The sequence below is a fragment of the Leifsonia aquatica H1aii genome, assembly GCF_000633535.1.
Taxonomy (GTDB): Bacteria; Actinomycetota; Actinomycetes; order Actinomycetales; family Microbacteriaceae; genus Leifsonia; species Leifsonia aquatica_A.
In genome coordinates, this window is sequence record NZ_AYMR01000018.1 from 1 (window position 1) to 24,994 (window position 24,994).

At 70.5% G+C, this 24,994-nt stretch carries 20 protein-coding genes; 9 read left to right on the forward strand and 11 right to left on the reverse strand.

Annotated features, from left to right (window positions below; translation table 11 throughout):
- Nucleotides 1-44 precede the first annotated feature (44 nt).
- The 8 genes from pstB to U870_RS0115950 all read right to left on the reverse strand — a co-directional run bounded on the left by pstB (nucleotide 45) and on the right by U870_RS0115950 (nucleotide 11,263).
- Nucleotides 45-824 carry a phosphate ABC transporter ATP-binding protein PstB gene (gene pstB, locus U870_RS0115915; protein WP_025158374.1) on the reverse strand — a complete coding sequence of 260 codons (780 nt, stop codon included), beginning with the start codon at nucleotides 822-824 and terminating at the stop codon, nucleotides 45-47.
- Nucleotides 825-853: 29 nt separating this feature from the next.
- The gene (gene pstA, locus U870_RS0115920) at nucleotides 854-1,951 is read right to left on the reverse strand and encodes a phosphate ABC transporter permease PstA (RefSeq protein WP_025158375.1); all 1,098 of its coding nucleotides are present in this window, start codon (nucleotides 1,949-1,951) and stop codon (nucleotides 854-856) included.
- The gene (gene pstC, locus U870_RS0115925) at nucleotides 1,951-2,898 is read right to left on the reverse strand and encodes a phosphate ABC transporter permease subunit PstC (protein ID WP_025158376.1); all 948 of its coding nucleotides are present in this window, start codon (nucleotides 2,896-2,898) and stop codon (nucleotides 1,951-1,953) included. Before pstC ends, pstA begins: the two co-directional genes overlap by 1 nt.
- 104 nt (nucleotides 2,899-3,002) lie before the next feature.
- The gene (pstS, locus tag U870_RS0115930) at nucleotides 3,003-4,097 is read right to left on the reverse strand and encodes a phosphate ABC transporter substrate-binding protein PstS (RefSeq protein WP_025158377.1); all 1,095 of its coding nucleotides are present in this window, start codon (nucleotides 4,095-4,097) and stop codon (nucleotides 3,003-3,005) included.
- A gap of 178 nt (nucleotides 4,098-4,275) precedes the next feature.
- Nucleotides 4,276-7,278, reverse strand: coding sequence for a DEAD/DEAH box helicase (locus tag U870_RS0115935; RefSeq protein ID WP_025158378.1), 3,003 nt, complete (start codon nucleotides 7,276-7,278; stop codon nucleotides 4,276-4,278).
- Nucleotides 7,279-7,344: 66 nt separating this feature from the next.
- A complete protein-coding gene (locus U870_RS0115940) occupies nucleotides 7,345-8,283 on the reverse strand; it encodes an NUDIX hydrolase (protein ID WP_025158379.1) in 939 nt (312 codons plus the stop codon).
- Nucleotides 8,280-10,478 (reverse strand): RNA degradosome polyphosphate kinase, encoded by a 2,199-nt coding sequence (locus U870_RS0115945; RefSeq protein ID WP_025158380.1) that lies wholly within the window; start codon nucleotides 10,476-10,478, stop codon nucleotides 8,280-8,282. The genes U870_RS0115940 and U870_RS0115945 overlap by 4 nt, the downstream gene beginning before the upstream one ends.
- Before the next feature lie 92 nt (nucleotides 10,479-10,570).
- Nucleotides 10,571-11,263, reverse strand: a complete 693-nt coding sequence (locus U870_RS0115950; RefSeq protein ID WP_025158381.1) for a response regulator transcription factor — start codon at nucleotides 11,261-11,263, stop codon at nucleotides 10,571-10,573.
- Nucleotides 11,264-11,353: 90 nt separating this feature from the next.
- Here U870_RS0115950 and U870_RS0115955 point away from each other — a divergent pair, with 90 nt between their 5' ends.
- From U870_RS0115955 to U870_RS0115970, 3 genes are all read left to right on the forward strand, one after another.
- Nucleotides 11,354-11,722, forward strand: coding sequence for a hypothetical protein (locus tag U870_RS0115955; protein ID WP_025158382.1), 369 nt, complete (start codon nucleotides 11,354-11,356; stop codon nucleotides 11,720-11,722).
- Nucleotides 11,723-11,913: 191 nt separating this feature from the next.
- On the forward strand, nucleotides 11,914-12,510 hold the full coding sequence (locus U870_RS0115965; protein WP_025158384.1) for an FABP family protein: 597 nt from the start codon (nucleotides 11,914-11,916) through the stop codon (nucleotides 12,508-12,510).
- Nucleotides 12,510-13,643, forward strand: a complete 1,134-nt coding sequence (locus U870_RS0115970; RefSeq protein ID WP_025158385.1) for a YgfZ/GcvT domain-containing protein — start codon at nucleotides 12,510-12,512, stop codon at nucleotides 13,641-13,643. Before U870_RS0115965 ends, U870_RS0115970 begins: the two co-directional genes overlap by 1 nt.
- 86 nt (nucleotides 13,644-13,729) lie before the next feature.
- Here the strand turns inward: U870_RS0115970 and U870_RS0115975 are convergent, their stop codons facing one another.
- Nucleotides 13,730-14,548, reverse strand: coding sequence for a class I SAM-dependent methyltransferase (locus U870_RS0115975; protein WP_025158386.1), 819 nt, complete (start codon nucleotides 14,546-14,548; stop codon nucleotides 13,730-13,732).
- Nucleotides 14,549-14,588: 40 nt separating this feature from the next.
- On the opposite strand from U870_RS0115975, the gene U870_RS0115980 reads away from it, so the two are divergent.
- On the forward strand, nucleotides 14,589-15,338 hold the full coding sequence (locus U870_RS0115980) for a phosphoglyceromutase (protein ID WP_025158387.1): 750 nt from the start codon (nucleotides 14,589-14,591) through the stop codon (nucleotides 15,336-15,338).
- 90 nt (nucleotides 15,339-15,428) lie between these two features.
- On the opposite strand, the gene phoU is transcribed toward U870_RS0115980, so the two are convergent.
- Nucleotides 15,429-16,085, reverse strand: coding sequence for a phosphate signaling complex protein PhoU (gene phoU, locus U870_RS0115985; RefSeq protein WP_025158388.1), 657 nt, complete (start codon nucleotides 16,083-16,085; stop codon nucleotides 15,429-15,431).
- 193 nt (nucleotides 16,086-16,278) lie between these two features.
- Here phoU and U870_RS0115990 point away from each other — a divergent pair, with 193 nt between their 5' ends.
- Nucleotides 16,279-17,430: a sensor histidine kinase gene (locus tag U870_RS0115990; protein ID WP_025158389.1), complete on the forward strand. Its 1,152-nt coding sequence runs from the start codon at nucleotides 16,279-16,281 to the stop codon at nucleotides 17,428-17,430.
- Nucleotides 17,427-18,110 (forward strand): response regulator transcription factor, encoded by a 684-nt coding sequence (locus U870_RS0115995; protein WP_025158390.1) that lies wholly within the window; start codon nucleotides 17,427-17,429, stop codon nucleotides 18,108-18,110. Before U870_RS0115990 ends, U870_RS0115995 begins: the two co-directional genes overlap by 4 nt.
- Nucleotides 18,111-18,202: 92 nt before the next feature.
- Here the strand turns inward: U870_RS0115995 and U870_RS0116000 are convergent, their stop codons facing one another.
- Nucleotides 18,203-18,751 carry a hypothetical protein gene (locus U870_RS0116000; RefSeq protein WP_025158391.1) on the reverse strand — a complete coding sequence of 183 codons (549 nt, stop codon included), beginning with the start codon at nucleotides 18,749-18,751 and terminating at the stop codon, nucleotides 18,203-18,205.
- 179 nt (nucleotides 18,752-18,930) lie between these two features.
- On the opposite strand from U870_RS0116000, the gene U870_RS0116005 reads away from it, so the two are divergent.
- The 3 genes from U870_RS0116005 (at nucleotide 18,931) to ispD (ending at nucleotide 24,989) form a co-directional block, all read left to right on the forward strand.
- Entirely contained in the window at nucleotides 18,931-19,413 is a 483-nt protein-coding gene (locus tag U870_RS0116005; protein WP_021763858.1) for a CarD family transcriptional regulator, read from the forward strand.
- 211 nt (nucleotides 19,414-19,624) lie between these two features.
- Nucleotides 19,625-23,689 carry an RICIN domain-containing protein gene (locus U870_RS23720; RefSeq protein ID WP_025158392.1) on the forward strand — a complete coding sequence of 1,355 codons (4,065 nt, stop codon included), beginning with the start codon at nucleotides 19,625-19,627 and terminating at the stop codon, nucleotides 23,687-23,689.
- Between the two features lie 118 nt (nucleotides 23,690-23,807).
- Nucleotides 23,808-24,989 carry a 2-C-methyl-D-erythritol 4-phosphate cytidylyltransferase gene (gene ispD / locus U870_RS0116015; RefSeq protein ID WP_025158393.1) on the forward strand — a complete coding sequence of 394 codons (1,182 nt, stop codon included), beginning with the start codon at nucleotides 23,808-23,810 and terminating at the stop codon, nucleotides 24,987-24,989.
- Nucleotides 24,990-24,994: the final 5 nt, after the last annotated feature.

A 24,994-nucleotide genomic window follows, 5' to 3' on the forward strand; every position in this document is an offset into this window, starting at 1 on the left:
CACTTTTCGTGTGCTCGGCGACTGCTCGGCCGCGCGAGGTCAGCTCAACCGAAACGGCCGGAGACGTAGTCCTCGGTGGCCTGCACGCTCGGGTTCGAGAAGATCTGGTTGGTGTCGTTGTACTCGATGAGCTTGCCCGGCTTGCCGGTGCCCGCGATGTTGAAGAACGCGGTGCGGTCCGAGACGCGCGAGGCCTGCTGCATGTTGTGGGTCACGATCACGATCGTGTAGTCGTTCTTGAGCTCCTCGATCAGGTCCTCGATGGCGAGGGTCGAGATCGGGTCGAGGGCCGAGCACGGCTCGTCCATCAGGAGCACGTCGGGGGAGACCGCGATCGCGCGGGCGATGCAGAGGCGCTGCTGCTGTCCGCCCGAGAGTCCGGAGCCGGGGAGGTTGAGGCGGTCCTTGACCTCGTTCCACAGGTTGGCCCCCTGCAGGGACTTCTCCACCAGCTCGTCCGACTCCGACTTCGACATGCGCCGGTTGTTCAGCTTCACCCCGGCCAGCACGTTCTCGCGGATGCTCATCGTGGGGAAGGGGTTGGGGCGCTGGAACACCATGCCCACCTGGCGGCGGACGAGCACCGGGTCGACGCCCGGGCCGTAGAGGTTGTTGCCGTCGATCAGGACGTCGCCCTCGACATAGGCGCCCGGGATCACCTCGTGCATGCGGTTGAGCGTGCGGAGGAAGGTGGACTTGCCGCAGCCGGAAGGGCCGATGAAGGCGGTCACCGTCCGCGGCTCGATGGTGAGGGAGACATCCTCGACGGCGTGGAACTTGCCGTAGAAGACGTTGAGGTCGTTGACTTCGATGCGCTTGGACACGTGTATGTTCCTTGTCTCGGGTAACCGGATCAGCGGCCGTACTTGGGGGCGAAGACCTTGGCGATGATGCGACCGACGAGATTCAGCAGCATCACGATGATGATGAGGGCGAGGGCGCCCGTCCAGGCCCGGTCGATCGAGTCCTGCGCGTGCAGTCCGGCGGCCTGGGTGTACTGGGTGTAGACGAACACCGGAAGGGTCATCATCCGGTCGCTGAACAGGTCGTAGTTCACGCTGGTGGTGAACCCGGCGACAATGAGCAGCGGGGCCGTCTCGCCGATCACACGGGCGATGGCGAGCATGACCCCGGTGACCAGGCCGGCGAGCGACGTCGGCAGCACCACTTTCACGACGGTCAGCCACTTCGGCACACCGAGGGCGAGGGAGGCCTCGCGCAGCTCGTTCGGGACGATCCGCAGGATCTCCTCGCTCGAGCGCACGACCACCGGGATCATCAGCACCGAGAGGGCGATCGAGCCCATGAAGCCGTTGCGCACGGCCGGGCCGAAGATCAGGGCGAAGAGTGCGTAGGCGAACAGACCGGCGACGATCGAGGGGATGCCCGTCATCACGTCGACGAAGAACGTGATGCCGCGCGCCAGCATCCCGCGTCCGTACTCCACCAGGTAGATCGAGGTCAGGAGTCCGATCGGCACCGAGATGACCGCGGCCATCGCCGTGATGAGCAGTGTGCCGATGATGGCGTGCAGGGCGCCGCCGCCCGCGCCGATGACGTTGCGCATCGACTCGGAGAAGAACTGGACGTCGAAGCGGGCGAGGCCCTGGGCGATCACGGTCCAGCCGAGGGAGATCAGCGGGAGCAGGGCGATGATGAACGCCGTGGCCACGAGCGAGGTGACCAGGCGGTCCTTCGCCTTGCGGCTCCCCTCGACGAGGAGCGAGGTGACGTAGATCGCGACGTCGAAGAGCACGGTTCCGAAGAAGACGGCCCCGACGATGTTGAATTCCTTCGTGGCGCCGCTGGCGGCGAGGATCGCGAAGATCGCGACGAAGACGACCCAGGACGCGACGAGCATCGCCCAGGGGCTCCATCCGGGCAGCTTGCCGGCGGTATAGCTGTTCGCCAGCGGGCGCGGCCCTGCGGCGGTGGCGGTGGTGGCGGCCATCAGTTCGCTCCCGAGAAGGCCTTGCGGCGGTTGACGATGTAGCGGGCGAGCATGTTGATCAAGAGCGTCACAACGAAGAGCACCAGGCCGGAGGCGACGAGGGCGTTGACGCCGACACCGGTGGCCTCCGGGAACTGGAGGGCGATGTTCGCGGCGATCGTGTTGGGGCTCTGCGCCTGGAGGACCGCGAACTTGACGACGAGTGCCGGCGACAGCACCATCGCGATCGCCAGGGTCTCGCCGAGCGCGCGGCCGAGGCCGAGCATGATCGCGGAGATGATCCCGCTGCGGGCGAAGGGGAGGACGGCCATGCGGACCATCTCCCACTTCGTCGCGCCCAGTGCGAGCGCGGCCTCTTCGTGCAGGCGCGGGGTCTGCAGGAAGATCTCGCGGCAGATGGCGGTCATGATCGGGATGACCATGACCGCGAGGACGATCGCGGCGGTGAGGATCGTGCGGCCTGTGCCGGAGACCGGCGGGGCGAAGAAGGGGATCCAGCCGAGGTTGTCGCCGAGCCAGACATAGAAGGGCTGGACGAACGAGGCCAGCGTCGCGATGCCCCAGAGGCCGAAGACGACCGACGGGACCGCGGCGAGCAGGTCGATGATGTAGCCCAGCGTCTGCGCCACGCGGCGGGGCGCGTAGTGCGAGATGAAGAGCGCGATGCCGATCGACAACGGCGTGGCGATGAGGAGGGCGATCACGGCCGCCCAGATGGTGCCGAAGGCGAGCGGCCACACCCACGCCCAGAAGTTGGTGGCGTTGTTGGGCAGCTCACCCGCCCCGGCGAAGAGTGCCGGGATGCTCTGGATGATGAGGAAGAGGCCCACTGCGGCGAGCGTGGCGAGGATGAGCGACCCCGCGACGATGGTGCTCGTGGAGAAGACGCGGTCGCCTGCGCGGACCTTCGCCTTCGGCCTGATTGCTCCTACGGTTCCGGCGGTCATTCCTGGCTTTCTCTCATCGGGTTTCCCGCGGGCTGCGGTGAGGGAGGGGAGACGTACCGCTCGGCCCGGGCTGCGGTCGCAGCCCGGGCCGAGCGGCCGGGGTGTTACTTGATGGTGGCGGCGGCCTTGCTCACCTTGGCGGCGAGGTCGGTCGCGAGCGGGGCGGAGCCGGCCTGCTCGGCGGCGGCCTTCTGCGCGTCCGCGCTGACGATGTAGTCGACGTAGCCCTTCACCAGGTCGGCCTTGGCAGCGTCCTTGTACTGCTGGCAGGCGATGATGTAGGAGACGAGGACCAGCGGCCAGTCGCCCTTCTTGTCGGCCTTGCGGTCGATCGCGATGGCGAGGTCGTTGGCCTCACGGCTGTCGGCGATGGGGGAGGCGGCCACGACGGCGGCAGCGCCGTCGGCGCTCAGCTTCGTGTAGGTGTCGCCGACCTTCAGCTGGGCGATGGACAGACCGGCCGAGCCCGACTCGTCGATGTAGGTGATCGAGTTCTTGGCGTTCTTCGTGGCGTCCGCGACACCCGAGGTGCCCTTGGCGGCGTCACCGACCTGGAACGGGAAGGTCTGCGACGCGGGAGCGGTCCAGACGTCCGCAGCGTTCGCCGCGAGGTACTCGGTGAAGTTCTGCGTGGTGCCCGAGTCGTCGGAGCGGTGCACGACGGTGATCGGGGCCGACGGGAGCGAGGCGCCCGAGTTCTGGTCCTTGATCTTGGCGTCGTCCCACGTGGTGATCTTGCCCGAGAAGATGCCGGCGATCGTGTCGGCGTCGAGCTTGAGGTCCTTCACGCCGTCGACGTTGTACGCGATGGCGATCGGGGAGATGTAGACGGGGAGGTCGATGCCCTTGCTGCCCGCGGCGCAGCCCGCGAAGTCGGAGGCGAGTTCCTCGGTCTTGAGCGCGGCGTCGGAGCCGGCGAAGTCAGCGGCACCGGAGATGAAGGACTTGCGGCCCGCGCCCGAACCCTGCGGGTCGTAGTTGACGGTGACCTTGGGGTTGGCCTCCTGGAAGCCGGCGGCCCAGACGGTCTGCGCAGCGCCCTGCGCGGACGATCCGATGCCGTTCAGCGTGCCGGAGAGGTTCGAAGGCGCGGCGGACGTGGTCGACGGGGTGCTGCCCTCGTTCGACGCGCACGCGGTCAGAGAGATGGCGGCAGCGGCCAGAACGGCCAGAGGAGCGCCAAGACGCTTCAGTTTCACAGTTGTCCCTTCCGGGGATCAGTAACAACAGGACGGGGTCGGTGCGACCCGCGTGCGACGCTATTCCCGGTGTCTGACCAGCGTCCCCCGCAACGGTAAACAAAAGGTGAACGAGCGGTGTTGTCTTGGCGATCCGGGGCCCGATCGTGTGCGGGCATGGGTGCGCCGCGCGGCGCGCTCAGGCGAGCAGGGCCCGGATGTCGTCGGGCGTCAGGGCCGCATCGAAGCCGGTTCCGCCGTCCAGCACCGCGTCGAACAACCGGGCCTTCTCGGCCTTCAGCGCCATCACCTTCTCCTCGATCGTGTCGGCGGCGACGAGGCGGTAGACCATGACCGGTGCGGTCTGGCCGATCCGATGGGTGCGGTCGATGGCCTGCTGCTCCACCGCCGGGTTCCACCACGGGTCGAGCAGGAACACATAGTCCGCCTCGGTCAGATTCAGGCCGACACCGCCCGCGCGGAGGCTGATCAGGAAGACCGGCGCGGAACCGGCGCGGAAGCCGTCGATGACCTCCGAGCGTCGCCGCGTCGACCCGTCGAGCATCGCGTACGCGATTCCGGCGGTCGCGAGCCGCTCGGCCGCTTTCGCGAGGTAGCTGGTGAACTGGCTGAACACCAGTGCGCGATGCCCCTCGGCCAGCACATCCGCGAGCTGCTCCAGCAGCGCGTCCAGCTTGCTCGACGGGATGTCGTCGAACTCCCCGTGCGGGTCGTCCGTGGTGTCGATGAGGGAGGCGTCGAGGCTCAACCGCCGCAGCAGCGTGAGCGAGCGGAGCACGGTGAACCGCTGACGATCGAGGTCGTCGACGAGATCGAGGATCTTCTGGCGCTCCCGCTGCAGGTAGGCGTCGTAGACGCGGCGATGGCTCGGCGCGAGCTCGACCGTCAGCACCTGCTCCTGGCGCGCCGGCAGCTCGGGGGCGACCTGCTCCTTCGTCCGGCGCAGCAGCAGCGGGCGCACGCGACGGCGCAGCGTCTCCAGCCGCGCGGCCGCGACCTCCTCCCGGGCGGCGATCGGCCGGGCGTAGTGCTGGGTGAAGCGGTGCGCCGGAGGCAGCAGCCCCGGCGCCACGATCGCGAACAGCGCCCACAGCTCCAGGAGGTCGTTCTCGAGCGGCGTCCCGGTGATGGCGAGCTTGAACGGGGCGGGGAAGTCGCGGGCGCACCGGTGGATGAGCGACTGCCGGTTCTTCACGACCTGCGCCTCGTCGAGCACGAGCCCCGCCCAGTCCAGCTCCGCATAGCGCTCCGCGTCGAGCCGGAAGAGGGCGTACGAGGTGACGATCAGGTCGGCCCCCGCCATGGCCTCCCGCAGCCGGGAGACGCTCCGCACCCCCGAGCTCAGGGTGGCCACCGTCAACCCGGGGGTGAACCGTCCGGCCTCCGACCCCCAATTGGCGACGACGGAGGCCGGAGCGACGACGAGGAAGGGCGCGGGCGCAGCATTGGACGGGCGCGCGGCCACGGCGTCGGCGATGAGGCTGAGCGTCTGCACGGTCTTGCCGAGGCCCATGTCGTCGGCCAGGATGCCGCCGAGACCGTGCCGCCAGAGGAAGTGCAGCCAGCGACGGCCGTGCTCCTGGTACGGCCGGAGCGCGACGGTGCCGGCGGGGGCGGGCGGCGGTGCGCCGTCGAGGGGATCGTCGCCGGCCGCCAGGGCGAGCAGCCCCGCGACGGTCGCACGCCAGGACGGGTCCTGCTCGGTGTGATCGGCGAGCTCCTCGAACTCCTCCCAGACCGCGGCCTGGTGACGGTTGAGCCGCAGCACGCCGGTCTCCCACTCGGGGAAGGTCGAGGCGTCCTGGATGATCTCGCGCAGCCGGTCGAACACCGGCAGATCGAGCCGCAGATAGGTGTGGTCGACGAGCCGAAGCTTCTTCGCGCCGCGGGACAACGCCTCGAACAGCGGTGTGAAGGGGATGTCGCGGCCCTCGACCCGGACGATGACCCCCAGGTCGAACCAGTCGGCGTCGTCGCCGGGCATCACGGTGATCGTCAACTCAGGGGCGTCGGTGACGGCCCGGATCGCCGGGCGCACGCCCACTTCGCGGATCCGCAGGTCGCCCCGGGCGGCCAGGCGCGGGAGCGTCTGCTCGACGAAGTCGAGCGCGTCGACGTCACGCAGCGCGGCGGGGACGCCGGCGACGAGGCCGTCGGGGAGCGGGTCGCGGCCGATCAGCGCCAGGCAGCGCGCCTCGGCGACCGGGTCGCTGTACTGCCCCGGCGCGGGCTCGAGGTCCGTCGGCCGCCGCGAGCGAGTGGAACCCACCCGGTAGAGCCATTCCCAGTGCAGTTCGACCGACGCGTTCGGCCGGTGCTCGACGACCAGCGCGAGGGTCGGCGGGTCGATGCGCGGGAAGGCGACGCTCTCGTCGGCGCTCTCGATGGCGATCGCGTGGCGGAGGGCCGGGTAGACCTCCTGGAGGAACTCGTCGGCCTCCGCGGCCGGAACGCGGGGCAGCGGGCGGTCGAGCACCGACTGCTGCTCGGCCGTGAGCGGTGCGGTGCTCGGGGCGAGGAGGATCTGCGGCGCGGGGGCCCAGCGCACCGTGTAGAGGCCGTGGTCGCCGATCCGCCCCACCGATCCGGGGGGATGGCGTTCGCCGTCGAACAGGACGACGGTCTCCAGGTCGAGCCCGCCGTCGCCCACGCTCGCGTCGAGCAGCACATCCGCCTCGCGCCCGAGCTGCACCGAGCCGCCCGCGGCGCCCGTGACGAGCTCGATCCCGGCATCGTCCGCCCGGGCGAGCAGCTCCCAGAGCAAGGGGCTCTCGTAGTCGTCGAGGAGGATGCGATCGGGGTCGTCGCCGAGCGGAACCGGCGTCGAGCGCTGCAACGCCGCCACCTGGTGGAACCATCGGGTCTGATCGCGCGTGAGGGACAGTCGATGCACGTGGTACGGGATGCTGCCCCAGCTGATGCCGGAGGTCTTCCAGCGTCCCGAGGCGCCGAGCAGCGCGGGGCGCACGGCCAGGACGACGGGGGCGTCCGATCCGGGCTCGGCCGGCACCGTGCGCGAGCTCGATCGCTGCCAGCGGTCCGCCGGCCGGCGGACGAGCTGCCGCAGCTCGAAGTGGAGCGCGGCGGTCGCTCCACCGGTGCCGTCCTCCGTCGCCGGGCGCGAGAGGCGCGCGACCGCCTCCCGCCAGGACGACGACGGGGCGGGGTCGGAGGAGGTCATCGCCTCACACTCCCACGGACCGGCGACACCCGGCACGGACCGGCGACACCGGCACGGGGCCGGTCGTCACGCCACCGCGGGAGCGTGCGTCTCGATCGCGATGATGCCGGAGGCCGGATTCGAAGCGGAGAGGTGCACCACCGAGAACCCGCCGGTGTCGAGGTCGGCGGCGTCGTTCAGATAGGCGCCGGGCATCGTCCCCGTCGCGAGGGCGATCTCGCGCAGGATCTCGGGCAGTACGGGGCCGTGGCTGCACAGCACGGCGTTCTTGCCCGCGCGCACGCGCTTGCCGACGACGGCGCGGACGTCGCCACGCCCCTCCTCGTAGGCGTCCTGGCTGATGTCGTGGGTGCGGTGCGGCTGGATGCCGGTCGCGGCCGCGAGCGGCGCCACCGTGGCGACGCAGCGCACGGCGTCGCTCGTGATGATCCGCTTGGGCCGCCAGGCGAGCAGGGTGGGTACGTCGCCGGCGGCCTGCTTGACGCCGCGGTCGGTGAGCGGGCGGGACGCGTCGGAGCCGTCCCAGCCGCCGCGCGGCTCGGCCTTGCCGTGCCGCAGGGCCACGAGGGAGAAGGTCGAGGTGATGCCCTGGCGCACGAAGCCCTCGAATGCATCGAGGATCTCGACGTCGCGCTCATAGGTCAGATAGCCGCGGGCCTTCTTGATCGTGACCCACTCGACCGCGGCGATCTCGCCGTTCGGGACGAAGGTGGACTGCTCGATCGCCTTGGCGGAGACCTCGGCCGCCCAGAAGTGCACGATCTTCTCGCGGCCGCTGGCGAGCGGGTACGCGGAGATACCGAGCGGGATACCGAGCGCGACCGACAGGCCGGTCTCCTCCTGGATCTCGCGCACCGCGGTCTGCGGCAGCGTCTCGCCGGGGTCGACCTTCCCCTTGGGGATGGTGACGTCTCCGTACTTCGTGCGGTGCACGACGAGCACGACGATCCGCTCGTCCACCACACGCCAGCACAGGGCGCCCGCGGCGTAGATGGCCTGGCTCACCGCCTGCTTCCCGTGCGCTGGCTGCGAGGACGGTGACTGATCTGCTGCATGAGTTTATTCTGCAGGTCGATCAGCGGCTTTCCTTCCTCGTCCAGGTGATGGCGGGTCCAGACGCCGTCGTCGGCGAGCGACCAGGAGGCCGTGCGCGTGTCGAAGGCGAGGTCGAACAGCGCGTCCAGCTCGGCCAGATGGTCCGGCGAGGTGAGACGCACCAGGGCCTCGACGCGGCGGTCGAGGTTGCGGTGCATCATGTCGGCGCTGCCGATGTAGACCTGCGGGTCGCCGTCGTTGACGAATGAGAACACGCGCGAGTGCTCGAGGTAGCGGCCGAGAACCGAGCGCACGCGGATGTTCTCCGACAGGCCCTCCCGCCCGGGGACGAGCCCGCAGATGCCGCGTACCCACAGGTCGACCGGGACCCCGGCCTGGCTGGCGCGGTACAGGGCGTCGATGATCGCCTCGTCGACGATGGAGTTGAGCTTGATCCGGATGCCGGACGGCTTGCCGGCGGCGGCGTTCGCGCGCTCGGTGTCGATGCGCTTGAGCAGCCCCTTGCGCAGGTGCAGCGGCGCGACCAGGAGGCGCTTGAACTTCTTCTCGATCGCGTAGCCCGAGAGCTCGTTGAACAGCCGGGTGAGGTCCTTGCCGACCTGGTCGTCGGCCGTCAGCAGCCCGAGGTCTTCGTAGATGCGGGAGGTCTTCGGGTTGTAGTTGCCCGTGCCGATGTGGCTGTAGTGCTTGAGGACGCCTTTCTCCTCGCGGATCACCAGCGCGAGCTTGCAGTGCGTCTTGAGCCCGACGAGCCCGTAGACCACGTGCACACCGGCCTTCTCGAGCTTGCGCGCCCAGGAGATGTTGTTCTGCTCGTCGAACCGGGCCTTGATCTCGACGAGGGCGAGCACCTGCTTGCCGGCTTCTGCGGCGTCGATCAGGGCCTCGACGATGGGGCTGTCGCCCGACGTGCGGTACAGGGTCTGCTTGATGGCGAGCACATGCGGGTCGGCGGCGGCCTGCTCCAGGAACGACTGCACGCTGGTCGCGAACGACTCATAGGGGTGGTGCAGCAGGATGTCCTGCCGCGAGACCGCGGCGAACACGTCCGGCTTGGCGTTCGGCTCGCTCGGCATGAGCTGGGCCGCCGTGGTCGGCACGTGGTTCGGGTAGTGCAGGTCGGGACGGTCGATCCGGGCCAGGTCGAAGAGCCCCCCGAGGTCGAGCGGGGCCGGGAGGCGATAGACCTCCTGCTCGGTGACGTCGAGCTCGCGCACGAGCAGCCCGAGCGTCAGGTCGTCCATGTCCTCGGTGACCTCGAGGCGGATCGGCGGACCGAACCGGCGGCGCAGCAGCTCGCGCTCCAGCGCCTGGATGAGGTTCTCGGTCTCGTCCTCGTCGACCTCGACGTCTTCATTGCGGGTCACCCGGAAGACGTGGTGGTCGAGGATCTCCATGCCGGGGAACAGGTCGCCCAGGTGGTTCGCGATCAGGTCCTCGAGGGGGATGAAGCGCACCTCGCCGAGTCCCTCGCGCTGGTCGATGCGCACGAAGCGGGGCAGCATCTGAGGCACCTTGAGGCGCGCGAACTGCTCCTTGCCCGTGCGCGAGTTGCGCACCCGGACGGAGAGGTTGAGCGAGAGCCCGGAGATGTAGGGGAAGGGGTGCGCCGGGTCCACCGCGAGCGGCATGAGCACGGGGAAGATCTGCTGCGAGAACACCTCGCGCATCTGCGCGCGGTCGGCCTCGTCGAGCTGGCTCCACGGAACGACGGAGATGCCGGCCGCGTCGAGCGCGGGCTCCACGAGCTCGCGGTATGCGCGTGCGTGCCGCTCCTGCAGCTCGTGCGCCTTGAGGGAGATGTCGGCGAGCACGTCCTGCGGGGCGCGGCCGACGTTCGTCGGCACGGCGAGGCCGGTGGCGATGCGGCGCTTCAGCCCGGCCACGCGCACCATGAAGAACTCGTCGAGGTTGCTGGCGAAGATCGCGAGGAAGTTGGCGCGCTCGAGCACCGGCAGCAGCGGATCCTCGGCGAGCTCGAGCACGCGCTGGTTGAACGCCAGCCAGCTGATCTCGCGGTCGAGGTACCGGTCGTCGGGAAGATCGGGATCGGGCTCGTAGATGAAAGGCGCGAAGTCGTCGTCGAAGTCGCTGCCCAGGCTTCCGGTCAGCCCGCTGTCGAGGAGGATGTCATCGGCGTCCATCCCCCCATCTTGGCACTCGCCTGCGACGACGGGGACGGGCTGGGGTTAACGGTGGATAAACGACCGTTCCACAGGCCCGCGATGCACGCCGGTCAGTGGTGGACGCTGGAGGGCACCCGGTCGTTGTCGTCGTCGTAGACGTTGAACCGGTAGCCGACATTGCGCACGGTGCCGATGAGCGACTCCAGGTCGCCGAGCTTGGCGCGCAGCCGCCGCACGTGCACGTCCACGGTCCGGGTGCCGCCGAAGTAGTCGTAGCCCCACACCTCGCTGAGCAGCTGCTCGCGCGTGAACACCCGCGACGGATGCGTCGCGAAGAACCGGAGCAGCTCGAACTCCTTGAAGGTGAGGTCGAGCTGGCGCCCGTGCGCCTTGGCCGAGTAGCTCGCCTCGTCGATGGTGATGCCGGAGGCCTGGATCTTGCTCTGCGAGTGCTCCTGCGTCTGGCGGCCGATCGCGAGCCGGATGCGGGCATCCACCTCGGCGGGCCCCGCACTGTCGAGCACCACGTCGCTGGCGCCCCAGTCGGCGCTCACCGCGGTCAGTCCGCCCTCGGTGAGGATGAGCAGAAGCGGCACGGTCACACCCGTGGTGGTGAGGATCTTGCACAAGGATTTCGCGCTGGCGAGGTCGCGCCGGGCGTCCACGAAGATGAGGTCGCAGCTCGGTGCGTTCACGAGAGCGGCCGGCTCGGCCGGGATCTGGCGGGTGCGATGACTGAGGAGGGCGAGCGAAGGGAGCACCTCCACGTCCGGCGCAGAGGTGAGGATCAACAGCTGCGCCACCCAGTTCCTCCACCCTCTCGGTGCGGCAATGCTACCCGAAATGCATGCTCCGACCGTCGCCGGAGCCCGCACCCGGGGCACAATGGGAACATGAGCGACATCGCGAACGGCGCGCCCGGCCCCGACCTGCCCGGTCCCGGACCGCACCCGCAGGGTCCCGCCGCGGCCGCCGAGACGCCGGAGCCGATGCCGCGGGCCGCGCTCTACGGCAGTGTCGGGTCGGTCTGGGCCGTCGCGATCGTGCTCGCGGTGCTCATCGGTCTGTTCTCCCCGCACCGGGCCTACGCGTCGTGGCTCTCCCTCGCCCTCGGTGTGAGCGTGCTCCTGGCCTTCACCGCCCAGCTCGCCACCCAGCGCAAAGACGGCTTCGTCAACCGGCTGGCGGCGACGCTGACCGGCAGCTTCGTCATCCTCGGGATCACCGGGGCGATCCTCGGCATCGTCTCCGCCGCGAGCTGACGCGTCGCCCGCGCCGGACCCGCGCGCTGACAGGGACGCGCCGCTGACATAGACTCGTCCTATGCTCGTCGCTCTCGAACTCTTCTTCGTCGGCCTGCTGGGCCTGGCCACGCTCGCCATCCTCGGCGTCTCCGGACTGGTCGTCTACAACCTCTTCCGCGGCCAGCGCTAGGCCGGGGAGCGGCCCCGACATGATCGACCTGCCGACCGACCTCCCCTCCGAGCTCGTCCCGCTCTCCTGGCTCCTCGGGGTCTGGGAGGGCACCGGCGTGCTCGACTATGCCATCGGCGAGGAGCACACCGAGCTCGAGTTCGGCCAGCGCGTGAGCTTCAGCCACGACGGGCAGCCGTACCTCGAGTACTCGTCGACGTCGTGGATCCTCGACGAGGAGAAGACGCCGCTCGCCGCCGAGACCGGCTACTGGCGCCTCAGTCGCAAGCTGATCGAGGGGGACCAGGGGCCGGCGATGCTGCCGGGCTCCGGTCCGCGCCCGTTCGGCACGGCGCAGGCCGTCGAGACGCTGCGCAACTCCAACGGCGCGTTCGACCTCGACGTCTCCGTCATCCACCCCGACGGCGTCAGCGAGGTCTACGTCGGCCAGGTCAAGGGCCCGCGCATCGACCTCGCGACCGACGCCGTGCTGCGCACCGCCGGGGCGAAGGAGTACACCGCGGCGACCCGCCTCTACGGCCTCGTCGAGAACCACCTGCTCTGGGCGTGGGACATCGCCGCGCTCGGGCAGGAACTGCGCACGCACGCGTCGGCGCGCCTCGCCAAGGCGGAGTGATGGCCGCTTCGCCCTTCCTGCACCTCCCCGGAGCCGTGGACGCCGGCGCCGTGCCCGGTTCGACGGCGCAGGCCGGCGTTCCCGCGCACTACGGCAACCCGCTCGGGGAGCAGCGCGCCCTCGCGGACGGGCGGGCCATCGTCGACCTCTCCGACCGCGCCGTGCTGACGATCACCGGGCCGGACCGGCTGAGCTGGCTCAACTCCCTCACCAGCCAGGCCGTGAACCGGCTGCAGCCCGGGGAGTCGTCCGAGACCCTGCTGCTGGACGTGACCGGCCGGGTCGAGCACGCCGTCCGGCTGATCGAGGACGGCGAGACGCTCTGGCTGCTCGTGGACCGCCCCGAGGCCGAGGGCCTGCTGTCGTGGCTCGACCGGATGCGCTTCCTGCTCCGCGTGGAGCTCGCCGACCGCAGCGCCGACCTCGCCACCATCGGCACGCTCGGCGACCCGCCGCTGCCGATCGCCGCTCCGAACGGCGTCCCCCTCATCTGGCACGACCCCTGGCGGGCCGTGACCGCCGGCGGCCACCAGTACGCGCAGGGCGAGCATCCCGGTGCCGGATGGACGTGGAGCGAGCGCCTGGTCCCGCGCGACGCCCTGGACTCCCTCGTCGCCCGGGTCGAGAGCGGCGAACTCGCCGTCGCCGGCGCGACCGCGGCCGACGCGCTGCGGATCGCGGCCTGGCGTCCGCGGTTCGCGACCGAGGTCGACGAGCGCACCATCCCGCACGAGCTCGACTGGCTGCGCAGCGCCGTCCATCTCGACAAAGGCTGCTACCGCGGGCAGGAGACCGTCGCGAAGGTCCACAACCTCGGCCACCCGCCGCGCCGCCTCGTGATGCTGCACCTCGACGGCTCGGAGGGTGTGCACCCGGCCCGCGGCGCCACGGTCTCGCTCGGCGAGAAGGAGGTCGGCACCGTGACCTCCACCGCACTGCACTACGAGCTGGGCCCGATCGCGCTCGCCGTCGTCAAGCGCTCCACCGCGCCGGACGCGACGCTCACGGTCGACGCGGACGGCACTCCCGTCGCGGCCGCGCAGGAGGTCGTCGTGCCTCCCGCCGCCGGTGCCGAAGCCCAGGTCCCGCACCTCCCGCGCCTCGGCGCCGTCACCCGCCGCCCCCGCGCCTGACCCCCGCGCGACATTCGTGCCGAATGTCGCGAAAGCGGCGCCCAGAGTCGACATTCGGCACGAATGTGCGGGGCCCTCGGCGCACGTCAGGCGGGGGAGACGGCGGACCAGGCGACCGTGAGTTCGCCGAGGCGCCAGCGGGTGCGGCCGCCGAGCACCGGCCAGCCGCCGTCGCGCATCCCCTGAGCGACGGCGATCCAGCGCTGCGACGGGCCGTAGGCCGCGAGGGGGGAGTGGATGCGCCACAGCCGGTCCAGCTCCCGCAGGAAGACGTGCACGCGCTCCCCGGGTACGTTGCGGTGGATCAGCGCCTTGGGCAACCGCTCGGCGACGATGGAGGGTGCGTCCAGCCCGCGCAGCCGGAGCGACACCGTCAGCGAGACCGGACCGGACGGGTCGAGGGCGACCCAGCTCGCGATGCGGCCGATCTCGTCGCAGGTGCCTTCGACCAGCAGCCCTTCCGGCTGCAACCGGGCGAGCATCCGGCTCCAGGCGGCCGCGACCTCGGACTCGTCGTACTGCCGCAGCACGTTGAACGCGCGGATGACGGCCGCGCGGCGATCGTCGGGGAGCGGCACCTCGAACCCGCCGACCGCGAAGCGGATGCGCGCGCCCGGGTCGAACCCGGTCCGCCCCTCCCGCACGGCGGCGAGCTGCTCCGTCGCGGTGCGGACGCGGGCCGGCTCGATCTCGAGGCCGACGACCTCGACGTCGGGCCGGGCCTTCGCGAGCCGCTGCTGCAGCTCGAGCGCGGTCACCCCGCTCGCCCCGTACCCGAGGTCGACGACGAGGGGGTCCGGGGCGCGGCGGAGGACCGGCTGGGCCGCAACCCAGCGGTCGATGCGGCGCAGCCGGTTGGTGTTGGTCGTGCCACGCGTCACCGTGCCGATCGCACCGGAAGCCATCGCTCCAGTCTGCCGTACCCGGCACGGTAGATTAGGAGGCATGTCCGCGCCCTACACTTTGATCCTCCTCCGCCACGGCAACAGCGAGTGGAACCAGAAGAACCTGTTCACCGGTTGGGTGGATGTCCGGCTCAGCGAGCAGGGCGTCACCGAGGCCAAGCGCGCCGGCGAGCTGCTCGCCGAGTCCGGCCTGCAGCCCGACATCCTCTACACCTCCGTGCTCACCCGGGCGATCCAGACGGCGAACTACGCGCTCGACGTCTCCGACCGGCTCTGGATCGACGTGAAGCGGTCCTGGCGCCTCAACGAGCGCCACTACGGCGCCCTGCAGGGCCTCGACAAGGCCGAGACGCTCGAGAAGTACGGTCCCGAGCAGTTCCAGCTGTGGCGCCGCTCCTTCGACGTCCCGCCGCCGCCGCTGGACGACGACAGCGAGTTCTCGCAGGCGCACGACCCGCGCTACGCCGGGCTCGGCAGCGACCTCCCGCGCACGGAGTGCCTCAAGGACGTCATCGACCGGATGCTGCCCTACTGGGAGTCCGACATCACCGCGAGCCTCGTGGAGGGCAAGACGGTGCTCGTCACCGCGCACGGCAACTCGCTGCGCGCGCTGGTGAAGCACCTCGACGGCATCTCGGACGACGACATCGCCGAGCTCAACATCCCGACCGGCATCCCGCTCGTCTACACGCTCGACGCGGACTTCCGCCCGACGGAGCCGGCCCGGTACCTCGACCCCGAGGCCGCCGCCGCCGGCGCCGCCGCGGTCGCCGCCCAGGGCAAGAAGTAGCCCCGAGAAGGCACGAAATACACGAAAAACCGCCGAGCGGGCAGATCATTCGCCCGCTCGGCGGTTCTTGGTGTCAGCGGTGATCCTGGGTCAGGAGGCGAGCTCGGGAGCCCAGTCGCCGGTCGCCAGGTACTGGACCTTCTTCGCGATCGAGACCGCGTGGTCCGCGAAGCGCTCGTGGTAGCGGGAGGCGAGCGTCGCGTCGACGGTGTCGACGGCCTGGCCCTTCCACGTCTCACCGAGCACCTTGTCGAAGACGCTGGCGTGCAGCTCGTCGACGTCGTCGTCGTCGTTGCGGATCTCGTCCGCGAGCCGGATGTCCTGGGTGCGCAGCAGCTCGGCGAGCTTCTCGGCGATGGCGACGTCGAGCCGGCCCATCTCGGCGAACGTGGAGCGCAGACCCTTCGGCACCACCTTGTCCGGGAAGCGGTAGCGGGCGAGCTGGGCGATGTGCTCGGCCATGTCGCCCATCCGCTCGAGGGACGCGCTGATGCGCAGCGCGCTGACGACGATACGGAGGTCGCGGGCCACCGGCTGCTGCCGGGCGAGGATCTGGATGGAGAGCTCGTCGAGGACGACGGTCAGCTCATCGATCTTGTGGTCGTTGGCGATGACGTCCTCGGCCAGTGACACGTCGGACTCGTTGAACGCCCGCGTCGCCTGCTGGATCGAGTGGACGACGAGCTCGGCGATCTCGACGAGCCGGTCCTGGACTTCGGCCAGCTCCTGCTGGAACACTTCGCGCATGGGTGTTGGATCCTTCCTGGGCGTGCGCGGGCACGCGGGATGCGGGGGTCTTCTGACCCCGCTCACGATGTTCGCCGCATCAGGTTAACAGTCGGTGCCCTGAGCCTGAACACTCCTTAACGTACCCGCGAAAACACGCGGCGGAATGGGGCACGCGGCAGACCCGTGTTCCGCCATCCCATACGCTTGCGACATGGACTCCGCCTGGTTGGTGCTGCTCTCGCTGGGCCTCGGCCTCGCCGTCGGCGCCGGTTTCGTGTGGATCCTGCACATCGCCGCCCGGCGGGGCGACCATGCCGCGGCCGTGGTGAACCCCGCGGTGCCCGACGGCGTCGACCAGGTGCTGGACGCGATGGAGTCGGCCGGCGTCGTGCTCGATCCGTCGAACAACGTCATCAAGGCCTCGCCAGGCGCGCACGCGATCGGCCTGGTCTGGGGCGGAACGCTCGTGCACCCGCACCTCGTCGAGCTGGTCGACCGCGTGCGACGTACGGGCGAACCGGTGACCGAGGACTGCGAGTTGGCGCGTGGGCCGTTCGGCGACGCGAACATCCACCTCAGCGTGCGGGTGGCGCGCCTCGGTTCCCGCTACATCCTGCTGCTGGCGGAGGACCGCACGGAGTCGTACCGTCTGGACTCGGTGCGCCGCGACTTCGTCGCGAACATCAGCCACGAGCTCAAGACCCCGATCGGCGCCGTCAGCCTGCTCGCGGAGGCGCTCGACGGCGCGTCGGACGACCCGGAGCAGGTGCGGAGGTTCGCGCACCGGCTGAGCGAGGAGGCCGAACGGCTGGCCCGCATCACCCGCGACATCATCGAGCTGAGCCGGCTGCAGGCCACCGATGCCCTGGGGGACGCCCGTACTCTCTCCGCCTCGAAGATCGTCAAGGCGGCGATCGACCAGAACCGGGTCGCGGCGGAGGCCCGCAGCATCGAGATCGCCATGCGCGGCGAGAAGACGGCCGAGGTGCTCGGCAACGAGAGCCTGCTCGTCACCGCGGTCGACAACCTGATCTCCAACGCCATCCAGTACTCTCCGGACGACTCGCGGGTCGGCATCGGCGTGCGCACCCTCGACGGCGTCGTCGAGATCGCGGTCACCGATCAAGGAGAGGGCATACCGGAGGACGACCTCGACCGGGTGTTCGAGCGGTTCTTCCGGGTGGACCAGGCCCGTTCGCGCAACACCGGCGGAACCGGTCTCGGTCTCTCGATCGTCAAGCACGCCGTGCAGAACCACGGCGGCGAGGTCCGCGTCTGGTCGCAGCCGGGACGCGGCTCCACCTTCACCATCCGGTTGCCCGAAGCTTCCACCGTTCGTCCCCCGATAGGAGAGAACCAGTGACATCCATCCTGCTCGTCGAGGATGAGGCCGCGCTCAGCGAGCCGCTCGCGTACCTGCTCGGCCGTGAGGGCTACGAGGTGACCGTGGCCGAGGACGGCCCGACCGCCCTGGCCGAGTTCGACAAGGGCGACACCGACCTCGTGCTCCTGGACCTGATGCTCCCGGGGATCCCGGGGACCGAGGTCTGCCGCGAGATCCGCTCCCGCTCGACCGTGCCGATCATCATGCTGACCGCCAAGGACTCCGAGGTGGACATCGTGGTGGGGCTGGAGCTCGGCGCTGACGACTACGTGACCAAGCCCTACTCGTCGCGGGAGTTGCTCGCGCGCATCCGCGCGGTGCTGCGTCGTCGGGTCGAGGCCGAGGAGATCGAGGACGACGGCATCCTCGAGGCCGGCACCGTCCGCATGGACGTCGACCGTCACACCGTCGCGGTGAACGGGTCGGAGATATCCATGCCGCTCAAGGAATTCGAGCTGCTCGAGCTGCTGCTGCGCAACGCCGGGCGCGTGCTCACGCGCGGCCAGCTGATCGACCGGGTCTGGGGGAGCGACTACTTCGGCGACACGAAGACGCTCGACGTGCACATCAAGCGCATCCGCTCGCGCATCGAGGAGAGCCCGTCCGAGCCGCAGATGCTGGTCACCGTGCGCGGCCTCGGCTACCGGTTCAACGCCTGACCGGGCCGCGCACGAGCCCCGCCCGGCTCGCACACGACGAAGCCGCCCCTCGCGATGAGGGGCGGCTTCGTCGTATGCGGGCGGTGTCCGGGCTACGGCGCCGGGGTCTCCGTCGGCGTCGGGGTCTCGGTCGGGATCGGGGTCTCGGTCGGCAGCGCGGCCGGCGGGACGAGGTCCTTGTACTCGGGGAGTCCGCCGTCGAGCACGGGGACCTGCAGCTGCACGCCGGTCTGGTCGCCGTACTGGAAGTAGACGGGGTAGAGGCTGCCGGGCAGGGCGGTGAAGGGCGTGAAGAAGACGTTGCCGGCGGTGGACGCCGGGTCGGTGCCGAGCTTCTTGGTCTGGCCGGCGTCGACCGTGACGTAGGCCGGCTCGGCGCTCTTGTCGCCGCCGGTCACGGCCACGCGCTGGGAGCTCGTCCCGGTGTTCACGAGGGTGACCACCAGGCTGCCGACCGTGCCGCCCGACGCGTCGGTGACGAGGATGGCGTTGCGCACGTCGACGGTGCCGACGCTGCCGCTGACGCCGTCGCTCGCGTCGTAGTGCTTCGTGGTGGCCTGCGGGGCGATGAGCCCGCAACCCGCGGTGCCGAACGCAACCGTCAGGGCGAGGACGACGGACGCCGCGACTCGAGCTTTCACTGGATGACCCTCCCGATCGTTTCCGCTCGACGGCGCGGTGCAGCCCTGTCAGGAAGCGGAGATTCGAGTCGAGTTTAGCCTATGCGCGAGGGCGTCTCGGGGCCTCGGGAGGTGCGAGGGCGAACCTTAGCATGTGCCTCGTGTGGTATCCTATTCTTTGCTGAAGGGACAACATATCTATGCTTTTCGAGGTTGGCGAAACCGTCGTTTACCCCCATCACGGTGCTGCAACGATCACCGAGGTCAAGAAAAGAATCATCAAGGGTGAAGAGAAGCTGTACCTCAAGCTCAACGTGACGCAGGGTGACCTGACCATCGAGGTCCCCGCCGAGAACGTCGACCTCGTGGGAGTGCGCGACGTCATCGGCAAGGAGGGCCTGGACCGCGTCTTCGAGGTCCTGCGAGCCCCGTTCACCGAGGAGCCCACCAACTGGTCCCGCCGCTACAAGGCGAACCTGGAGAAGCTGGCGTCGGGCGACGTCATCAAGGTCTCGGAGGTCGTCCGCGATCTCTGGCGCCGCGATCAGGACCGCGGCCTTTCGGCCGGCGAGAAGCGCATGCTGGCCAAGGCGCGTCAGATCCTGATCTCCGAGCTCGCGCTGGCGGAGAAGACCGACGACGAGAAGGCCTCCAGCCTGCTCGACGAGGTGCTCGCCTCCTAACGAACCCCTGCTTTTTCCTGCGGCCCCGCGACCTTCCTGGTCGCGGGGCCGCATACGTTCCCGGGGCATGTCGCCGGGGGAATGCATGCTGCCGGCGCGGGGGATTTCCGCGATCGACCGTTGACTTCGACGGGAGGGGTGCGCCAGACTCTGCCATGTTGACGTAAACATGTTGACGTCAACATCACCAGAATCGAAAGGTCACCTGACAGTGTCGTCACGTCTTCGACGGCTGCTGCTCGCCTCCTTCGCCGTCGGCTCCCTCGCCGCGGCCGGAAGCATCGCGAGCATCCCCGGCAGCCAGGAAACCGCCGCAGCGGCCACCGCCTCCGCCGTCACCATCACCCCGAACCCCGCCTACCAGAACGCCGCGTTCGAAGGATGGGGCACCAGCCTCGCCTGGTTCGCCAACGCGACCGGCGGCTATCCAGAGGCCGTGCGCCAGGACCTGTTCGACAAGGTCTTCGGCACCGACGGGCTCAACCTCAACATCGCCCGCTACAACGTCGGCGGCGGCAACGCGACCGACGTCCCGCCCTACCTGCGGGCAGGCGGCGCTGTCGACGGCTGGTGGAACCCGGACGTCACGGCGACGGATGCCCAGGGAGCGATCACGAGCAGCTACGCCGACCGCGATCGACTCGGGGCGGCGTGGGATGCGGACGACCCCGCCTCCTACGATTTCACGGCCGACGCCACCCAGCGCTGGTGGGTGGACGCGCTGAAGGACACGATCACGAAGTGGGAGGCGTTCAGCAACTCCCCGCCGTACTTCATGACCAACAGCGGCTACGTCTCGGGCAACTTCAACGCCTCCAGCGACCAGCTGAAGACCTCGAGCATCGCGGACTACGTCACCTACCTGAAGACCGTCGTCCAGCACATCGAGCAGACCAGCGGCATCGGCTTCGACAGCATCGACCCGTTCAACGAGCCCAACACCAATTACTGGGGCACGAACATCGACGCGAGCACCGGATGGCCGAAGAAGGGCGGGCAGGAGGGCGCCCACATGGGGCCCGCACTGCAGGACACGGTGATCAAGGCGCTCCAGGCCGAGCTGGCGAAGCCGGGCACGACCACGGGCGCGCACATCTCGGCGATGGATGAGACCAATCCGTCGACCTTCATGACCGACTGGAACGGCTGGACGGCGCAGGCCAAGGCCGCCGTCGACCAGCTCAACGTGCACACCTACGGCACGAGCGGTCGCACCCAGGTGCGCGACGTCGCGAAGGCCACCGGCAAGGACCTCTGGATGAGCGAGGTCGAGGGTGACTGGGACGGCACGGGCGTCAACAACCAGACGAACATCAACAACGGCATCGGCATGGCCACGCGCATCACGGACGACCTGCGCGAGCTGGAGCCGAGCGCGTGGATCTTCTGGCAGCCCGTCGAGGACTACTACAACATGCAGAAGGTCGAGAAGCTCAACTGGGGCAGCATCGACATCGACTTCGACTGCAACGCCGACGGGAACTCCGTGCGGCGCCTGGCGGACGGCGACGCCGACCCGTCGTGCAAGGTCGTGACGAACGCGAAGTACAACACGGTGCGCAACTTCACGCACTACATCCGCCCGGGCGACCACATCATCCCGTCGACGAACGCCGCCACCACCACGGCCCTCGGCGCCGACGGCAGCACGGTCACGCTGGTGCACACGAACGCGGGCACGGCACCCGAGGACCTGATCATCGACCTGTCGAAGTTCGGCGCGATCGACGCGGGCGCGACGATCACCCCGATCGTCACGACCGAGTCGCCCGCGAGCGACCCGACGGCGAACGCCCTGGTGCGGAAGGCGGCCCTCCCGGTGGACGCGGCGGCCAAGACCGCGCGCGTCACCGTGCCCGCGAAGTCGGTCACGACGCTCGTCGTGAGCGGCGTGCGCGGGGTCGCCGAGACCGCCGTCCCGCTGCAGGACGGGCACGCGTACCAGCTGCGCGGCGTGCAGAGCGGCAAGAATCTGACCGGGAGCGCGACCGGGACGGCGACGATCACCTCGTCCGCCACCACGGCGACCGTGGCCGCAGGCCAGACCTGGACGGTCCGCACGCTCACCTCGGGCGCTGCGAACACCGAGCGCTACACGCTGCAGGACGGCTCCGGCCGCTACCTGACGGCGACCTCCGCGGGCACCGCGGTGAGGTTGCTCGCGGACGGTGCCGCCGCCTCCGACCCGTCGGCGCAGTGGATGCTGTCGACGGTCGACGGGGCCCGCTACAGCCTCCTGAGTGTGGCGGCCGGCTCGGTGCTCGACGTGGGCGGCCAGTCGACGGCCGAGAACGCACCGGTCGGCGTGTACGGCTCGAACACCGGAGCGAATCAGCTGTGGACCATCCAGGACACGCAGCTCGTGTCGATCCAGCCGGTCGCGGTCGCGACCCTCGCCGGAAGCGCGCCCTCCCTGCCGTCCACCGTCGTGCCGGTCTACCGTTCCGGCGCGGGCTCGCCGGTGGCCGTGACCTGGGACACCGCGGGTGCCGACTGGAGCGTGCCGGGAACGGTCGCCCTCCGTGGCTCCGGCACCGATCTGTTCGGGCACGCCTTCGACTCCGCCGTCGCGACGGTGGACGTGGGAGGCTACAGCCGCACCGATCCGGTGTCGCTGACGACCTTCGCGGGCGTCTCCGCGGCCGCGGTGCGTGCCGCGGCCCCCGCCACCGTCCCGGCCCACGTGGGCGCGAGCGGCGCGACCCACGACGCCGCCGTGACGTGGGACTGGACCGCCGTCACCGACGCCGCGCTGGCCAACCCCGGCGTGGTCACGGTGCCCGGTGTCGCCGTCTCGAACGATCCGGCCGCCCCGTCCCTCCCGGCGACGTTGTCCCTGATCGTCACCACCCCGTCGGAGCGGAACGTGGCGACGGACCAGGCGACGAAGGCGACGGCGACCTCGACCGAGAGCGGCTACTCCGCCGACAACACCCGGAACGGCACCACGACCGACAAGGGCTGGTCGAACTGGGTGTCGACGAACAAGCCGACCTCCAGCACGCTGACCTACGACCTCGGCGGCACGCAGACGGTGAACCACGTGACCGTCTACGCGTACAAGGACGGCTCGACCACGAGCTGGCCGAGTCAGCTCACGGTGCAGTACGCGGACGCACTCGGCGCGTGGATCGACGCGCCGGGCTCGCCGACCGTCGTCCCCGTCCCGGCGGACGGCAGCGCTCCGATCGTCGACGTGCCCGTCGGCGGGGTCAACACAGCGAAGGTCCGGGTGGTCATGACGGCGTACCCGAACACGCACATGACGATCGCCGAGGTGCAGATCTACGCGCGCACCGCCGGCGCGGGAGCGGTCGCGGGCCTCGCCGCCCTCACCGTGGGCGGACAGCCGGTGGCGGGCTTCGCGACCGGGACGACCGCGTACACCGTGGCCACCCGTGGTGCGGCCGTGCCGGCGCTCGCGGCGGTCGCAGTGGATGCGAAGGCCCGGGTCGCCGTCACCCAGCCGTCGGCCGGGAACGGCCACGTCGGCACCGTGGTCGTGACGAGCGAGGACGGCACAGCGACGGCGACCTACACGGTCGCCCTCGACCGCGGGATCGCCCTCGCCGTCACCGACCTGCGCGCTGCTCGCGTCGCCGAGCCGGTCACGGCGAAGGTCACGGTCGACCCGGCGGACGCCACCCTGCGGTACACCTGGCTGGTGGACGGCGTCGCCGTCGTGACGGACGCGGCCGACGCCTCGTACACGCCGCAGGCCGCCGACGAAGGGCTCCCGCTCCGTGTCTCGGTGAACGCGACGGCGGGCGGCTTCACGACGACCTCGGTGGCATCGAACACGGTCACGGTCGGCGCGAAAGCCCCCGAACCGGCCCCGGCCGTGACCGACGTCGTCGATGCCGCGGGCCGTCCGCTGGCGGAGGGCGCTGTGCTCACGCCCGGCGACGCCGTGACCGTCACCGTCGACCCGACCGTCGTGGGCACGGAGTATGCGCTCGAGTTCCACTCCACGCCGGTCACCCTCGCTACGGCGATCGGCGACGGCGGCGCGATCGTCCTCTCCGGCACCGTCCCGGTGGACGCGGCAGCCGGGAGCCACCGGCTCGTGGTCCGCACCGCAGCGGGTGAACTGTGGAGCATCGGCGTGACGGTGGCGGCCGTCGCCGGTTCCGTCGGCAGCGGCACGGATCCCGCAGGCGGCCTCGCCGACACCGGGAGCACGGCGCCGGTCGTCGCGGGTGCGCTGGCCCTGTTGCTCGTCGCCGCCGGTACGGGGGCGCTGCTGATCCGCGGGCGACGGAGGCGCACCGTCTGACGGCCGCGGCGGAAGCCGGATCGTCGCCTTCCGTCCGCCACTGCCGTCCGCCCCTTCGCGCGCCCCTGCCGCCCGGCCCACCGCCGGACGGCAGGGGCGCACCGGTAGTCTCGGGAGGGTGAGCAGCAGCATCCCCTCCCCTCGCGTGGCCGTCGTCGTCGTCGCCGCCGGCAGCGGCACCCGCCTGGGGGCGGGTCTCCCCAAGGCGTTCGTCCGGTTGGCGGGCCGGACCCTGCTGGAGCGGTCGCTCGGCGCGGTGCGCGGCCTGGCGGAGCCGGCCCAGACGATCGTGGTCGCGCCGGCCGAGCACCTCGACGAGGCGCGGACGATCGCCGAAGCCGCGCTGGGCGACGTCGCCCCCGTCGCCGTCGTGCCCGGCGGGGAGACCCGCCAGCGCTCCGTCGCCGCCGGGCTCGGCGCTCTCGCCCCGGACATCGACGTCGTGCTGGTCCACGACGCCGCACGCGCCCTCACCCCGCCCGCCCTCTTCGACGCGGTCGTGGCCGCCGTGCGCAGCACCGGCCACGGCGTCATCCCCGGCCTGCCGGTGAGTGACACCATCAAACGCGTCTCGCCCGACGGAGAGGTGCACGAGACGGTGGACCGCTCGGCGCTCTCGGCCATCCAGACACCCCAGGGGTTCCCGCGCGACCAGCTGCTGGCGGCGTACGCGGCGGCGGAGCGTGACGAGACCGACGACGCCGGACTCGTCTCCGCTGCCGGGCACCCGGTCTCCGTCGTCCCGGGAGACGCGCACGCCTTCAAGATCACGACGCCGTGGGACCTGCGCAGGGCCGAGGAGCTCCTCGGCGGCACCGGTGGGGGAGACGCGGTGCCGCGTACCGGCTTCGGCACCGACACGCACGCGTTCGACGCCGAAGCGGAGCTGTGGCTGGCTGGTCTGCACTGGCCGGGGGAGGCCGGGCTCGCCGGGCACAGCGACGGAGACGCGGTGGCGCACGCCATCGTCGACGCCCTGCTCTCCGCCGCCGCACTCGGTGACATCGGCACCGTCTTCGGCACCGACGACCCGCGACTCGCCGACGCGCGCGGCGCTGTCTTCCTCGCCGAAGCACGCCGCCTGGTCGAGGAGGCGGGCTACCGGATCGGCAACGTCACCGCGCAGATCGTCGGCAACCGCCCGAAGTTCGCACCCCGCCGGGCCGAGGCGCAGGAGGCGCTCGCCGCCGTGCTCGGAGCACCCGTCTCGGTCGGCGCGACCACCACGGACGGGCTGGGCTTCACCGGTCGCGGGGAGGGCATCGCCGCCTTCGCGACCGTCCTCCTCCTGCCACGCTGAGCGCG

Excerpts from the sequence above, each read along its gene's own strand:
- pstA (WP_025158375.1), bottom strand. The coding sequence starts at position 1,951 with ATGGCCGCCACCACCGCCACCGCCGCAGGGCCGCGCCCGCTGGCGAAC.
- pstC (WP_025158376.1), bottom strand. The coding sequence starts at position 2,898 with ATGACCGCCGGAACCGTAGGAGCAATCAGGCCGAAGGCGAAGGTCCGC.
- U870_RS0115935 (WP_025158378.1), bottom strand. The coding sequence starts at position 7,278 with ATGACCTCCTCCGACCCCGCCCCGTCGTCGTCCTGGCGGGAGGCGGTC.
- U870_RS0115945 (WP_025158380.1), bottom strand. The coding sequence starts at position 10,478 with ATGGACGCCGATGACATCCTCCTCGACAGCGGGCTGACCGGAAGCCTG.
- U870_RS0115955 (WP_025158382.1), top strand. The coding sequence starts at position 11,354 with ATGAGCGACATCGCGAACGGCGCGCCCGGCCCCGACCTGCCCGGTCCC.
- U870_RS0115965 (WP_025158384.1), top strand. The coding sequence starts at position 11,914 with ATGATCGACCTGCCGACCGACCTCCCCTCCGAGCTCGTCCCGCTCTCC.
- U870_RS0115970 (WP_025158385.1), top strand. The coding sequence starts at position 12,510 with ATGGCCGCTTCGCCCTTCCTGCACCTCCCCGGAGCCGTGGACGCCGGC.
- U870_RS0115975 (WP_025158386.1), bottom strand. The coding sequence starts at position 14,548 with ATGGCTTCCGGTGCGATCGGCACGGTGACGCGTGGCACGACCAACACC.
- U870_RS0115980 (WP_025158387.1), top strand. The coding sequence starts at position 14,589 with ATGTCCGCGCCCTACACTTTGATCCTCCTCCGCCACGGCAACAGCGAG.
- phoU (WP_025158388.1), bottom strand. The coding sequence starts at position 16,085 with ATGCGCGAAGTGTTCCAGCAGGAGCTGGCCGAAGTCCAGGACCGGCTC.
- U870_RS0115990 (WP_025158389.1), top strand. The coding sequence starts at position 16,279 with ATGGACTCCGCCTGGTTGGTGCTGCTCTCGCTGGGCCTCGGCCTCGCC.
- U870_RS0116005 (WP_021763858.1), top strand. The coding sequence starts at position 18,931 with ATGCTTTTCGAGGTTGGCGAAACCGTCGTTTACCCCCATCACGGTGCT.